The organism is Salinisphaera shabanensis E1L3A, assembly GCF_000215955.2.
In the GTDB taxonomy this organism is placed as follows: Bacteria; Pseudomonadota; Gammaproteobacteria; order Nevskiales; family Salinisphaeraceae; genus Salinisphaera; species Salinisphaera shabanensis.
This window is the reverse complement of sequence record NZ_AFNV02000006.1, coordinates 66,221-80,199: the sequence shown is the minus strand read 5'-3', so window position 1 is coordinate 80,199 and position 13,979 is coordinate 66,221. Positions and strand designations below refer to the sequence as shown.

The 13,979-nt window shown below is 55.7% G+C and carries 10 protein-coding genes and 1 pseudogene; 9 read left to right on the top strand and 2 right to left on the bottom strand.

The features are described 5' to 3' along the window. Positions 1 to 5 precede the first annotated feature (5 nt). The 5 genes from SSPSH_RS05155 (at position 6) to SSPSH_RS19830 (ending at position 6,943) form a co-directional block, all read left to right on the top strand. Positions 6 to 1,898, top strand: coding sequence for a site-specific DNA-methyltransferase (locus SSPSH_RS05155; protein ID WP_006911891.1), 1,893 nt, complete (start codon positions 6 to 8; stop codon positions 1,896 to 1,898). 14 nt (positions 1,899 to 1,912) lie between these two features. After that, on the top strand, positions 1,913 to 3,004 hold the full coding sequence (locus SSPSH_RS05150) for a virulence RhuM family protein (protein WP_006911892.1): 1,092 nt from the start codon (positions 1,913 to 1,915) through the stop codon (positions 3,002 to 3,004). Beyond that, entirely contained in the window at positions 3,001 to 6,009 is a 3,009-nt protein-coding gene (locus SSPSH_RS05145; RefSeq protein WP_006911893.1) for a type III restriction-modification system endonuclease, read from the top strand. Before SSPSH_RS05150 ends, SSPSH_RS05145 begins: the two co-directional genes overlap by 4 nt. Before the next feature lie 42 nt (positions 6,010 to 6,051). Continuing rightward, entirely contained in the window at positions 6,052 to 6,216 is a 165-nt protein-coding gene (locus tag SSPSH_RS18845; RefSeq protein ID WP_006911894.1) for a DUF6361 family protein, read from the top strand. Between the two features lie 145 nt (positions 6,217 to 6,361). Beyond that, positions 6,362 to 6,943 (top strand): TA system antitoxin ParD family protein, encoded by a 582-nt coding sequence (locus tag SSPSH_RS19830; RefSeq protein ID WP_084623434.1) that lies wholly within the window; start codon positions 6,362 to 6,364, stop codon positions 6,941 to 6,943. A 435-nt stretch (positions 6,944 to 7,378) separates the two neighbouring features. Here the strand turns inward: SSPSH_RS19830 and SSPSH_RS05135 are convergent, their stop codons facing one another. Beyond that, positions 7,379 to 8,506 (bottom strand): tyrosine-type recombinase/integrase, encoded by a 1,128-nt coding sequence (locus tag SSPSH_RS05135; RefSeq protein ID WP_006911896.1) that lies wholly within the window; start codon positions 8,504 to 8,506, stop codon positions 7,379 to 7,381. A gap of 219 nt (positions 8,507 to 8,725) precedes the next feature. Here SSPSH_RS05135 and SSPSH_RS05130 point away from each other — a divergent pair, with 219 nt between their 5' ends. The 4 genes and pseudogenes from SSPSH_RS05130 to SSPSH_RS19825 all read left to right on the top strand — a co-directional run. Further along, positions 8,726 to 9,208 (top strand): hypothetical protein, encoded by a 483-nt coding sequence (locus SSPSH_RS05130; protein ID WP_006911897.1) that lies wholly within the window; start codon positions 8,726 to 8,728, stop codon positions 9,206 to 9,208. Continuing rightward, positions 9,205 to 12,171, top strand: coding sequence for an HsdM family class I SAM-dependent methyltransferase (locus SSPSH_RS05125; RefSeq protein WP_021031455.1), 2,967 nt, complete (start codon positions 9,205 to 9,207; stop codon positions 12,169 to 12,171). Before SSPSH_RS05130 ends, SSPSH_RS05125 begins: the two co-directional genes overlap by 4 nt. A gap of 149 nt (positions 12,172 to 12,320) precedes the next feature. Beyond that, positions 12,321 to 12,845 carry a hypothetical protein gene (locus SSPSH_RS18350; protein ID WP_084623432.1) on the top strand — a complete coding sequence of 175 codons (525 nt, stop codon included), beginning with the start codon at positions 12,321 to 12,323 and terminating at the stop codon, positions 12,843 to 12,845. Between the two features lie 166 nt (positions 12,846 to 13,011). Continuing rightward, positions 13,012 to 13,317, top strand: a pseudogene (locus tag SSPSH_RS19825) (transposase); the annotation flags it as partial. Positions 13,318 to 13,376: 59 nt separating this feature from the next. Here the strand turns inward: SSPSH_RS19825 and cueR are convergent. Beyond that, positions 13,377 to 13,850 carry a Cu(I)-responsive transcriptional regulator gene (cueR, locus tag SSPSH_RS05120; RefSeq protein ID WP_006911901.1) on the bottom strand — a complete coding sequence of 158 codons (474 nt, stop codon included), beginning with the start codon at positions 13,848 to 13,850 and terminating at the stop codon, positions 13,377 to 13,379. Between the last annotated feature and the right edge of the window lie 129 nt (positions 13,851 to 13,979).

Below are 13,979 nucleotides of genomic sequence, written 5' to 3'. Positions count from 1 at the left end.
ACCCCATGGAAAAGCTGGACTCCAAAACCGACGGTGCTTCGCAAGACATCGTCGCCGACAACATCGACAAACTCCGCGAGCTCTTCCCGGACGCGTTCACCGAAAGCTCGGACGCCGACGGCCCCCGCTGGAAAGTGGACTTCGACGCGCTCAAGGCTTGTCTCGGCGAGTATGTAGAAGACGAGCGCGAGCGCTACAGCTTTACCTGGAACGGCAAGGCCCGCGCCCGGCGCATCGCCCAAACGCCGTCGACCGGCACGCTACGCCCCTGCCCAGAAGAATCCGTCAACTGGGATACGACCCAAAACCTGTTCATCGAAGGCGACAACCTGGAGGTGCTCAAACTCCTGCAGAAGCCGTATCACAAGCAGGTGAAGATGATTTATATCGACCCGCCCTATAACACCGGCGGCGAATTCATCTACCCGGATCGGTTTCAGGACAATCTGGACACCTACCTGCGGTATACCGGCCAAGTAGACGGCAACGGTTTTAAAACATCCTCCAACTCGGAATCTGCCGGCCGGTATCACACCAACTGGCTGAACATGATGTATCCGCGCCTTCGGCTCGCGCGGAACCTACTGAAGGACGACGGCGTGATCTTCGTCTCGATTGACGATCACGAAGTGCAGAATCTTCGTCAGATCATGGATGACATTTTTGGGCCTGAGAACTTCATCGCTACCGCAATCTGGCAAAAGGTTTACGCCCCTAAAAGTAGCGCCAGACATTTTTCCGAAGACCATGACTACATCATGATCTACGCGCGGAGCCACGACGAATGGATGCCGGAATTACTGCCTAGAACTGAAGAACAGAACTCCGTCTATAAAAACCCAGACGATGACCCACGTGGGAGATGGCGTCCAAATAACTTGGCAGCACGGAATTATTACAGTAAAGGTAGCTACCCAATAACTTGTCCCAGCGGCAGAGTTATTGAAGGTCCGCCATCCGGATCGTATTGGCGAATATCAAAAGAAAAACTGATAGATCTTGATAACGACAACCGAATTTATTGGGGAAAGGACGGAAATAATGTCCCCGCCCCTAAGATTTTCCTATCAGAAGTTCGCCAAGGTCGCGTACCACAAACACTTTGGTCGTACAGCGAAGTTGGTCATACCCAGAAAGCAAAAAGAGAGCTTTTAGAGCGGCTCAAGTTTCAGTCTTCAGAAACAGTGTTCGACACGCCTAAGCCGACAAACTTGATAAAACAGATGCTTCGCATCGGAACAAAGTCAGGCGAGCAGGCGATTGTCCTTGATTTCTTTGCAGGATCGGCAACACTCGGCGACGCAACGATGCAGTTGAACGCCGAAGATGAGGGCGACCGGCGCTATATCCTCGTACAGCTTCCCGAACAAACCGACGCCGAGGACTACGCGACGATTGCCGATATGGGCAAGGCGCGGCTACGCGCAGCGATGGAGAGCATCGGGAAGGACGACGATAAACCGCACGCCACGACAACGGATCTCGGTTTCAAGGCTTTTAAACTGAGCGACAGCAATATCGTGCCTTGGGCGCCTGGCACAGATGACCTTAAAACATCGCTGTTCGACAGCGTCGACAACATCCGTCATGACCGCAGCGAGGCCGATGTTCTAAGCGAGCTGTTGCTAAAATACGGTCTCGATCTGGCGGTGCCGATAGAGGAACGTGATATCAACGGCAAAACCGTGCACATCATCGGCGCCGGCGCGCTCGTTGTTTGCCTGGCTGATGCGGTCGATCTCGAACTCGTCAACGGTATCGCCGCACTCAAGACTGAGCTTACCCCGGAAGTCATGCGCGTGGTGTTCAAGGACAACGGCTTTGCCAACGATGTGGTCAAGACCAACGCCGTGCAGATTCTTCGCCAGGCCGGCGTTGAAGACGTGAAGAGCCTCTAGCCTTAGGCGAAGCCATGCAGTCCAACGACGAACAAGACGACGGTAACGCCGACGACGATATCCGCGCCGCCTCGGGCGAAGTGCTGTTCTATCAAACCGCGGACGGCGAGACACGGATCGAATGCCGCTTCGAGGACGATACCGTTTGGCTAACGCAGGCGTTGATGGCGGATCTGTACCAGGTGACGGTTGCAACGATCAACGCGCACCTGCGTTCGTGCTTCGAGTCCGGTGAGCTGGATCGCGATCGAACTATTAGACAATTTCTAATAGTTCGCGAAGAAGGCGGGCGCGAAGTCTCGCGCGAGATCCGCCATTACAACCTGGATGCCGTGCTCGCCGTCGGCTACCGCGTGCGCAGCCAGCGCGGCACGCAATTCCGCCGCTGGGCCACCGAGCGGCTGCGGGAATATCTAGTCAAGGGCTTCGTCATGGACGACGAGCGCCTGAAGAACCCGCCCGGCCCCGGCGTGCCCGACTATTTCGACGAGCTGCTGGAACGCATCCGCGATATTCGCGCCAGCGAGCGGCGCATGTATCTACGGGTGAAAGAGATCTTCACGCTGGCCGCGGACTATGATCCGGGCGATGCCGAAACCACGCGATTCTTCCAGCATATCCAGAACAAGCTGCACTATGCGGCCACGGGCCACACGGCAGCCGAACTGATCTATCAGCGCGCCGATCATACCCAAGCGAACATGGGGTTAACGAATTGGGAGGGTGAGACGGTGCGTGCGCGAGACGTGCCGGTCGCCAAGAACTACCTGAGCGCCGGCGAGATCGACGACCTGAACCGTATGGTCGTCATGTGGCTCGATTTTGCCGATAACCAGGCCCGCCGCCGCCAGCAGATATTCATGCAGAACTGGCAGGACAAGCTCGACCAGTTTCTCGAATTCAACGACTGGCCGGTGCTTGATGGCGATGGCCGTATGCGCAAGCGCTCGGCCGACGACAAGGCCAAGAACGAGTACCGCCAATTCGATACACGTCGTCGCGCGCTCAAGGAAGCCGAGGGCGAAGCGGATACGCTACGCGCGCTCGAAGACATCGCGCGCCAGGCGCCGCAGCGCGACGACGATAACGGGGACAACCAGGGATGAAGTTTCAGTTCGACGCCGAGCTCGATTATCAGCGCGAGGCCATAGACGCCGTTGCCGATCTGTTCGAAGGCCAGGAGATCTGCAGCACGAATTTCACTGTCGCACCGCTGAAAGACGATCCGCAGATGGGTTTGAGCCTTGGCCAGTCCAGCGGCGATCTGGGGATGGGTAACCGACTGCGCTTGCTGGACGAAGACCTGCTCGAAAACCTACAGGCCATTCAGCTGCGCAACGGCCTGGCCCCGGCCAGCGAGCTGGCCTCGCGCGATTTCACGGTGGAGATGGAGACGGGCACCGGCAAGACGTATGTCTACCTGCGCACGCTGTTCGAGCTGAACCAGCGTTATGGCTTCACCAAGTTCATCATCGTGGTGCCGTCGGTGGCCATCAAAGAGGGCGTGTACAAATCCCTCCAGATGACAGAGCCGCACTTCAAGGGGCTGTACGACAACACGCCGTTCGATTACTTCGTCTACGACTCGCAAAAACTCGGGCAGGTTCGCAACTTCGCGACCAGCGACACCATTCAGATCATGGTGATCAATATCGATGCGTTTCGTAAAAGCTTCGATGACCCGGACAAGGCCGACAAGGCCAATATCATCCACCGCCCACATGACCGGATGACGGGCAATAAGCCCATCGAGTTCATTCAGGCCACGCACCCGGTCGTGATCATCGACGAACCCCAGAGCGTTGCGAATACCGAGAAAAGCCGCGAGGCGATCGCCCAGCTCAACCCGCTGTGCACGCTGCGCTACTCTGCCACCCATCTCGACAAACACCACATGGTGTATCGGCTCGATTCCATCGACGCCTACGAACGCAAGCTCGTCAAACAGATCGAGGTGACGGGTGTCGAGGTGCGCGACAGCCATAACAAGGCGTACATCAAGCTGCTCCAGACCGATAATCGAAACGGCCATCGAGCGCAACTCGAGATAGACGTTTTACAGAAAGGGATAGTCAAACGTAAGAGGAAGTGGGTTCGGCAATCCGACGACCTACTGGAAAGGACTGGTGGGAGGTCTGTCTATGACGGCTACCTCATCGACGATATTCACTGCGAGGCCGGCAACGAGTACATCAGCTTCACCAGCAAGCCGGAAGTCATCCGCCGCGGCGAAGTGATCGGCCAGGTGGATGAAGACGAATACAAGCGGCTGCAGATTCGCAAGACCATCGAAGAGCATCTGGACAAGGAGCTTCAGCTCACGCCGATGGGCATCAAGGTCTTGAGCCTGTTCTTCATCGATCGCGTGGCCAATTACCGCGACTACGACGCCGACGGCGAGCCGCAGCCCGGCAAGTACGCGCGTATGTTCGAGGAAGAGTATATCCGCGCCGCACGGTTGCCGAAGTATCAATCGCTTTTCGGCGAAGTGGATATCGCGACCGAGGCGCATGCCGTCCATAACGGCTACTTCGCAGCCGACAAGAAGAAAGACGCGCGCGGCAACGTACGCCTGAAGGATTCGAAAGGTGAAGGCAAGACACAGGCCGACGAGAGCGCCTATCAGCTGATCATGCAGGACAAGGAGCGGCTGCTGAGCTTCGAATCCCGGCTTAAGTTCATCTTCTCGCACTCCGCACTACGCGAAGGCTGGGACAACCCGAACGTGTTCCAGATCTGCACGCTCAACGAGACTGCCTCGGTGATGAAAAAGCGCCAGGAGATCGGCCGCGGACTGCGCCTGGCGGTAAACCAGAGCGGCCAGCGTGTGCACGGTTTCGAGGTGAATCGCCTGACGGTGATGGCCAACGAATCCTACGAGGATTTCGCGCGCCAGCTACAGAAAGAGATCGAGCAGGACGAAGGCATCCGCTTCGGCGTGGTGGAGAAACATCTGTTCGCCAGCATTCCGATCACCGATGACAACGGTGAGACGGGGTATTTCGGCACCGAACTGTCCGAGACGGTCTGGCAGCATCTGCGCGAACACGACTATATCGACGCCAAGGGCAAGGTGCAGGACGCACTCCGGGCCAATCTCAAGGCCAACACGGTGTCCCTGCCGGACGAAGCCGCCGAACACGCGGGCGCCATCAATGCCGTGCTGCGCAAGGTGGCCGGCCGCTTGAATATCCAGAATCGAGACGACCGCCAGGAGGTCAAGCTCAACAAAGCCGTCTACCTGAGCCCGGAGTTCGAAGCGCTCTGGAACCGGATCAAATACAAGACCACTTACCGCGTGGACTTCGATGTGGAGAAACTCATCGAATGCTGTGCGACGGAAATGCGCGATCAGCTGCGGGTGGGCAAGGCCAAGTTCATCACGCGTACCGCGCGGCTGGACGTGAATCGCGGTGGCGTCGAAGCCACCGAAGTCAACGAAACACCGGCCACCTATGACCAACGCGACTTCGCCCTGCCCGACATCCTGAGCTTTCTACAGAACGAGACGAACCTCACTCGCCGCACGCTGGCCCGTATTCTCGTCGACAGCGGCCGGCTCGAGGCTTTCAAGAACAACCCGCAGAAATTCATCGAACAGACGTTACAGATCATCCGCAATCAGATGCGCCTGTTCATCGTCGACGGGATCCAGTACCACCGCATCGGCGACGACAGCTTCTATGCGCAGGAACTGTTCGACTTCGACGATGAAGACGTGGCACCGCTAGCCGGTTATCTATCGAGCAACATGCTTGAAGCCGAGAAGTCAGTCTACGACTATGTCATCTACGATTCGGATGTCGAAAAAGACTTCGCCCAGGCCTTCGAGCGCAACGACGACATCAAGCTGTACGCCAAGCTCCCGCCGTGGTTCCAGATCGACACGCCGCTCGGCTCATACAACCCGGATTGGGCCGTGCTCGTCGAAACGAACGGCGCCGAGAAACTCTATTTTGTCGTCGAAACCAAGGGCAGTCTTTTTAACGATGCTTTACGCCCAATCGAGAAAGCCAAAATCGATTGTGGCAAAGCCCACTTCGATGCGCTCAGCGAGGACGTTGAATTCCGTGTCGATAACGGATACGCGAGCTTCATGGACGCTTTCTAACGTTTAGACAAACCACTTAAAACCAAGATCCGGCGATCGTCTATGGCTTCCGCGTTGAGTTGGCTCGATTTCGACCATGCCGCACGAGAGCGTAGCCAAGCGCTTCTCGCTTTCTTCAACGAGCCGGGTACACGGGACGAGCTGGGGATCGGCAATATTCGGAACGCGCTAGCTGATCAGCTGTTCCCCGGAACGTCGACGGTCTAGACACGGCTGCGATACATGCTGCTTTTACCTTGAGTTTACCAACGGTGCGAAACGGAACGCGTTCCGGCGGCTCGATTTGCCGATTGGGCACGACAAATCGAAATTGAACTCATCGGCATGCTCATCGCCAACGCGCGCCAACAGGATGGATCCGATCACAGCATCATCGGGTCCGAATCGCGGGCGAACCTGCGGCATTTGCCGAGTTCAGCCTATTTTGCGGAGCTCGGACGATGAGGTATCTGCCAGTTCGCCGGCTCCCAGCACGACTATCATCAGGCAATCGATCATATTTATACGGCCCGCCGCACGGTCGGCCGAAAAAATAAGGGCGAGCTGGACGGCCGTGACGCCAAGACATGGCATCCCGAGTTGCCGAAATCTGCTTCCAAGGGTATTACGGAGAAAAGGGTTGGAAATGAAAAGACAAACAATAAGAATCTCGAGCGACCTGGCTTCCCAAGCTCAACATAGTAGTCAGGGGTCCTCGATCTCGAGAAACGATCAACTCGAACGTTGGATCCGAACCGGTCGTGCGATCGAGCGGATACCTGACTTTGGCGCTCACCGAGTGGAATCTACTCTTCGGGGGCAATTGAACCCGTCCGAGCTTGACCGTTTCGAACGTGCAGTTTACGAGGCACAGTTCGAGGCTCTGCTAAACCGGGTAAGCGATGATCAAAAGTTGTACTACCAGCATCTTCGGGAGCATGCTGCGAAACTCTAGAGCGTTTCGAGGCGACGACTACTAAAGCCTGATCTTATCTTTCTGGCTTTTTAGGCCCCGCGCCGACCACAAACGTGCTCGTGGGCTGGGCCTGCCTCTGTCTTTAAGCATTGGTCATACCACTGCGTTAGGCATGATGTAATACGTCACATATATGATCGCGATCGCAATCTATGCACCATAACCCGAATTATGGCGCGTAGAGGGATGCCGCTAAGGATGCGGCGGGTGGTGGTCGTCGCTGAGGCGAATGGACAGACAACTAAAGTTGCTCAATTCACACAACTAAAAGTGCGGAATTTGGTAGCAATACTGCTCAATTTTTGTTCCATCGGCCGTGACTGCACTTCGCTGGACGTTATGTTGGTAATCGTCGCTCGGTAGCGCGATACATGTGGCCTACCAGTAACGCTGCGATTTCGCGCAGCCGCGCGGTCAATCGAATGAACTATCCTCGGCATCCGATAGACGATGTCGTTCCATCGCCTTCGACCAGTCGGCGTCATCCGCGTGCAGGTAGAGGCCCGTGGTCTCGAGCTTTGCGTGGCGCGCGCTCTTGTTTAGAAACCGCAGCTCGATCGCCCGGTCCGCCTGATGAGTAATGGCGGTATGCCGTAGCCAGTGCGTGGTGGCCTGATCGAGTTTCGCAGCTTGTGCGCTGTTGGTCTGGGCCAAGCGCAACGCTGCATTACGGCACGTCTTTTTGACAACGCGATACACCATGTCGGCGCTGATGCCGCGGTCTCCTTTCAAGTTCAATACCAGTGGTGTTTGTTCGCCGAACGCCGGCGTCGCGCTCAAGCCGTTGAATTCGCGATAGCGTGCGAGTGCCGTCATCGTATCTGTATTCGCCGGAATTCGTGCGGAAACACCACCCTTGCCGCGGACATGCCACCACCAGTGACCGCGTCGCACTTCGAACGCGCCCATGGTGCTGTTGGCAAACTCGCTAACTCGGGCCCCCAGCAGGTAAAGCATTGAAAAGATATACCGGGTACGCGCCCGCCGCGCGGCCTGCGTTGTCGTACGCGTCGGCATCGCCTCGATATACGCCAACACGTGTCGCCATAAGTCGGCCTCCAGGAAACGTTCCACCTGTGTCTTCGATGAGCGGCTCTTTTTTAACCGGTGCGCATCTCCCCGGGCCAGCGCGAGTGGATTGCCGGACAAGTAACTCGCCGCCACCAGATAGGAAAACATGGCATTGAGGATTGTGAGCGCCTGCGCCTGGCTGTTGGGTTGCAACGGACCACGAAACGGTCGCCAGTCGGCGCTGGTTCGCGCCGCGCGGCCGCCGCACCACGTCGCCGCCGGCGTCGGTTGCGCGAGAAACGCTTGATAAGCGCGCAGGTCTTCGCGCGTGAGATCCGATACCGCGCACTGGCGCTGATGGGCTGACCACAGCACGAGCCGCTCAGCCTCTTTGCGATAGCTGCGAAACGTCGCCGGCGTATCGGCGAACTCGGCCAGCCAGACGGCTATTGCTTCGAGGTCGTTGACCGCCGCAATCTGGACACGATCAAGCGACGCCCGGTTGCGCCCGTACTCGCCGGCCAAATGCATCGGTACCGACCAGCTCCGATTGTGTTCCGCAGGCGCTAAAACCCCTGTGTCAAACATCGTGCCAACCGCCCTATTTCACGCTTTTAGACATTCGTGATTATAGGCGTAATCACGAACGGTGTCGCAAGTTTACGAGCATGGGTAGCGCTCGGTTTCCGCGGTTGCAGGAACACGCAATAGGTGAAATACTTACGGGGTTTCTCGTTGCTAACAACGCGAATGAAAGAAGTCACTGCCATCCAATTTACGCAAGATCAGATGCGCACCCTCACTGGCGTATCAGCCGAAACTATGCGTCATTGGAGAAAGACGATCCCTTACCTATCTTCAAAGACGGGAAAGGCAGCTCGCTTTAGCTTTACCGATCTAGTTGCGCTCGCGGTTACGAGCGAGTTGGTGAATTCGTTTGGTATTCAGATAGCTAAAATGAACGCTGGAGTAAATTCGCTGTTCGTGTTGCTGGGTAGTCAGGGTGTTGGTTCGATAAATGGCATGGTTGCCTTCATTACTCCGACGGAAGTGACGTTAAGTGACGTAGACTCATTCGATCCCAGCCCCAGCCGGACACCGAAAACCCCAACGATCGCGATCCCATTAGCGCCTCACGCCAAGAAAATTCAGCAACAAGTACTACCTATCGTAATTCCTGCCCAGCAGACTGAGTTGCCATTTGCGCTCCAAGCCGTACGGAGCAAGCCTTGAGTGCTACAACTCTCGAAGAAGTTTTGGCCGGTACTGGATACTTCCCTGATGGCGAGCCGGTAGCGGCATTGCAGCTCGGCGCAGATGCGCGAAATTTCCGCCGTGGTCGCGTATTCATGCCCGATGCCCTGTGGCGCAGCCCTTCTTCACTCACCGTCTATTTCAAGTTCGAGCAATCTCCGCCAAGTGACGACTTAGTAAGTCAGTGGCGACGCGAGGTTTGGAACGAAGGATTCGCCCCGCTACTCTGGGTTATCTCTCCCGAGCGCGTTGACTTGTATAACGGTTTCAGCGCGCCTGTAGAGGAAGGAGATGCACAGAGGCATTTAATTCGCAGCTTTGAGAATATCGACGCATCGTTGTGTGCGCTCGACGCGTTCGCTGGCCGACTTGCCATTGAGACAGGCCAATTCTGGGCTCAAGCACCGACGATCAATCGCAAATCCAGTGTTGATCAGAAACTCTTGTCGGATTTGTTATTTCTCGAACGTAATCTAATTGCCAGCAATCTCGCACAAGGCACGGCTCAAGCTATCATTGGGCGCGTTATTTTCACTCAGTATCTGATCGACCGCGAAATTGTTAGCGTACCGCGCTTAAAAAAGTTGTGTGGGCATACTTCCCTACCGTCTATTTTGCGTGATCCCATAGCCACGGGACAGCTTTTTTCTTGGCTCGCGCACACTTTCAACGGCGACATGTTCCCGCAGTCGTCCGTGGCGACAATGCCAGCACAGCATCACTTAGTGCGCGTTGCTGAATTCCTCGAAGCCGTCGACCCAGAAAGTGGTCAGCGGAGTTTGTTTCCCTATCAGTTTGATGTGATTCCAGTCGAGCTCATCAGCTCCATCTACGAACAATTCGCCCATTCCGATCCAAGTGCCAGAACCAGCGGTGCGACAGACGCTGTAAAGAACGGTGTTCATTACACTCGTTTGTCTGTAGTGTCGCTCGTCCTCGATGAGGTGATGAATGGATTGACAGGTAGGGAGACTGTCCTTGATTTGACCTGTGGTTCAGGTGTCTTTCTTGTGGAAGCGTTGCGTCGCCTAGTTTACTTACGTGCCGATGGTCGGCCGTTAACACGCACGCTAATCCGTTCGACACTCTACAAACAGGTTTACGGCGTTGATCTTAGCGAAGCCGCTGTTCGCGTAGCGGCCTTTAGCCTTTATCTAGCAGCTCTAGAACTTGATCCGGACCCACAACCTCCCCTTGCGTTGAGATTCAAGCCTTTGATCGGCAGGACTTTGCTAATTGGAGACGCTCGGACTGTAGAACAAAGCGAACACGGCAAACCAATCCTGACTTCGCCAGCCGGCCTGAAACAGTTCGACCTTATTGTTGGCAATCCACCTTGGAGTTTCAAGGGCCGTATCGGGACCGAAGCGCGACGCAAGACACGTAAAGCTAATATCCCCGCCCAACCGCGTGGCGAAGGCCTGGATTTCGTTGTCCGCGCGATGGAATTTTCACATGAAAACACGCGGTTTGGCGTAATTCTCAGTGCCATGCCATTTTTCAGTCGAAGCGGCACTGGCATAGCGGCAGCTCAGCACGTAATGCGGGCGCTTGCCCCCATTACGCTCGTCAATCTCTCAAGTCTTTGTGAATGGCTTTTTGCGACCGCCACTATGCCAGCGGTTGTGCTGTTAGCACGGCATCGTCCGGAGCAGCGCCCGGATTGTGTCACTGTCGTGCAAATTCCATGGACGCCAAGCGGCTCCAGAACGCATTCGTTCGAGGTGGCTCCAAGCGATGTGATTCAACTTTCGATGCGTGAGATTGAAGCGCAGCCTATTAAATTGAAGGCAGCTTCAGTCGGGCGCAGGCGAGATATCGCATTGGTCGATTCACTGACTTCGTCTTATGCGAACTTAGGTACTCAATTCGCGAAATTGAATACCGAAATGAATGTTGGTCTGATTCGCGGACTAGAGGTCAATCAAACGCGGGATGCAAGTCGACTGAAAGGCTTAGGGCTACTTCAAACCCAAAACATTAAACCTTTTCATATACCGGATGACCTGCCATTGTTCAATCTGTCCAAAGCCGAACGGCCGCGGTCACGTGACATTTACCGGGCCCCCATTCTGATTGTTAAAGAAACGCTCAGCGCAGGAGCTCGGCCCTTAGTAGCTGTAGCAGATCGTGATTTAGTATTCACTAATGCGTATTTTGGCGCCAGACTACCTGCTGCCGCCCGTCAGTCAGCGCATTTGCTGGCTACTATTTTGAGTTCATCGTTTGCGGCTTGGTTTTTCCTGATGGCTGGTTCGGAGTTCGGTATTTGGAAAAGACGTTTGCTGCAAAACGATATCGCGCTCTTACCTGTTCCAGAATTAGCGCCCGCATGCGATTCAGATGCGGGCAAACGACTGCTGAAAATCGAGAGGACGTTGCAGCGTAGGACCGCGACACTCGAAGACTTCACAGCTCTCGACGAAGCCGTTTTTGAGCTCTACGACCTCGACGAGGCCGACCGCGTAGTGATCCGTGATGGTTTGTTTCGTGCAAGCTGGCAATGGCGAGCCGGGCGGGAGTTTTCAGTTGGCCAGGCGAATGTGCATGAAGAGGTATGTAGGTACACCGAAGTTTTTCTTGGCGTCATGGATGGATGGCTATCCGCACGAAATGAGCGCCACATGCGTGCCGAAATTTTTGATCTACCGTCACGTTCACCGCTACGGGTTGTGCGCTTTGTTCTAGAAAAACGCCGTGGCGACGCGAATATCGAATTCCTACCTGTTTTCGAAGAACTGGGTGGCGTTCTTGCTCGGATTGGCGAGCGAATGAAAGTGAAAATTGCTACGGCGCTCAGTGCCGAGCGAGAGTTACGGGTCCATGGACGCGACGAAGTCGTTATTATCAAACCCGCGGCCCGCCGCTATTGGATGGGCATTTCTGCATTGGAGGATGCCGATGCGGTGGTCGCGGAAAGCATTAAGGGGGCGCGCGCTTGAGGATTCCATACGAAGCCCCGGCTCCCTTAGGTAAGGAGCCTATTGAACTCGCGCCGGAAATCGCTTCAGCAATATTACTTACACTAGCTGCAGGATGGCGAAGGGCTCAAGCGTTCAGCGATGTCAGCCCGCTAGCCGGCGAAGTACTAATGACCGAACGCTTGCGTGATGGCATGCGCAGCGCACTGAAGTCCCAGAAGTATCCTTGGCGAAAGACTTTAATCGTATTACCTGGAACAGAGTCTCGGTCCAGTAAACAGGTACGCATACCCGACGGTCGTACCGATATACCGCTTATGCTGATTGAGGTTTTTTTAAGGACTGAAGAGCATGACCCGCATGCGATTATCGAATGCAAGCGTATAGCCGCGTCGGATACAGACTTGTGTAGACAGTACGTTGTCGAAGGTATGGACAGATTTGCGACTGGCAAATACGCAATTAACCACGCAATCGGTTTTATGGTCGGCTACGTCCTCGCCGGCACCGCAGACGAGTCGGCGGACGGCATCAACGCATACTTATCTCGTAAAAGCAGAAAAACGGACTCGCTAGTATCGGCGGATATGAGTGTCGAGGCAAAGAGTTGGATAAGTCGACATCGACGCCCAATACCTTCTAAGCCGATTCAACTACATCATGCACTTTTAACATTTGCAGGCGGAGAAAATTGAACTAGCAAACACCAGCTAACGGGACACTTAATGGCTCCGACCACCCCCAACCATCGCCATTCACGTGCCGCACAAGCACCCGCCAACTGAGCTGGACCCCGGAATTCGGACAGAGCGTTAAGTGATGATCTGCCCCACAATGGCCGAACACGGCCAAGGAGTATTTATGCGACGCAAACGCCGCAATCACTCATCGATCTTCAAGGCCAAGGTAGCGCTGGCCGCCGTTTAGGGCGATCGCACGCTCGCCGAACTGGCTCAGGAATTCGATGTCCATCCGAACCAGATCACACAGTGGAAGCGCCAGCTGCTCGAAGGGCAACCGAGACGTTCGACAAGGGGTCAACGAGTTCGGATAGCCAAGCGCAGATCGACGCGCTGCATGCCAAAATCGGCGAACTGTCGATGGAGAACGTTTTTTGGAGCGTGGGCTCGCGCGCTTCGACCCGAAGCGCGGCGGGCCATGATCGATCATCAACGCAAGAAATACAGTGCCGAGTTGAAGGCGCAACCCCGGCTATGACGGTGTCGTCAAACGCTCGGATTGGTGCCCGTTACACTGGTGTTAGCGCGCGCGCGTCGGCGACTTGATCTCTTCGGCGAATCTGGCGGCTGTTGCCCCTCAGATAGACCTTCAATGATGGGACAATCCGGCCGATGATCGCCGCGGCAATGTTCAGCGAGATGCTGCAACGTCTCCCGCATAGAATTCAGCGCTTCGATCTTGTTTTCGAGTTCCGTAATGTGCTCTAGGGCCACAGCCTTGACGTTGGCGCTGCTGCGACTACGGTCCCGCCAGAGCGATACTAGCCCGTGCATCTGCTTGACGGAAAAACCCAGGCCTCGCGCCCGCTGGATAAACTTCAGGGTCTGGATGTCGGCATCGGCATAGACGCGATAGCCAGATTCGGTACGGGCCACGGGCGGGATCAGGTCCACCCGCTCGTAGTAGCGGATCATCTTCGCGGATAGTCCGGATGCTTCGGCGGCTTGTCCTATGTTCATGATCGCCTCCTATCTCGGATATGGCTCGTCCGGTCAGGCTTCGACAGCTGACCAGTTTCCGCGGTGGGAAACACGTCAGTGTGCAGTTTGTTGGCCCCAAACCATGTCGGCTCAGCAGGCCCTGCGCCA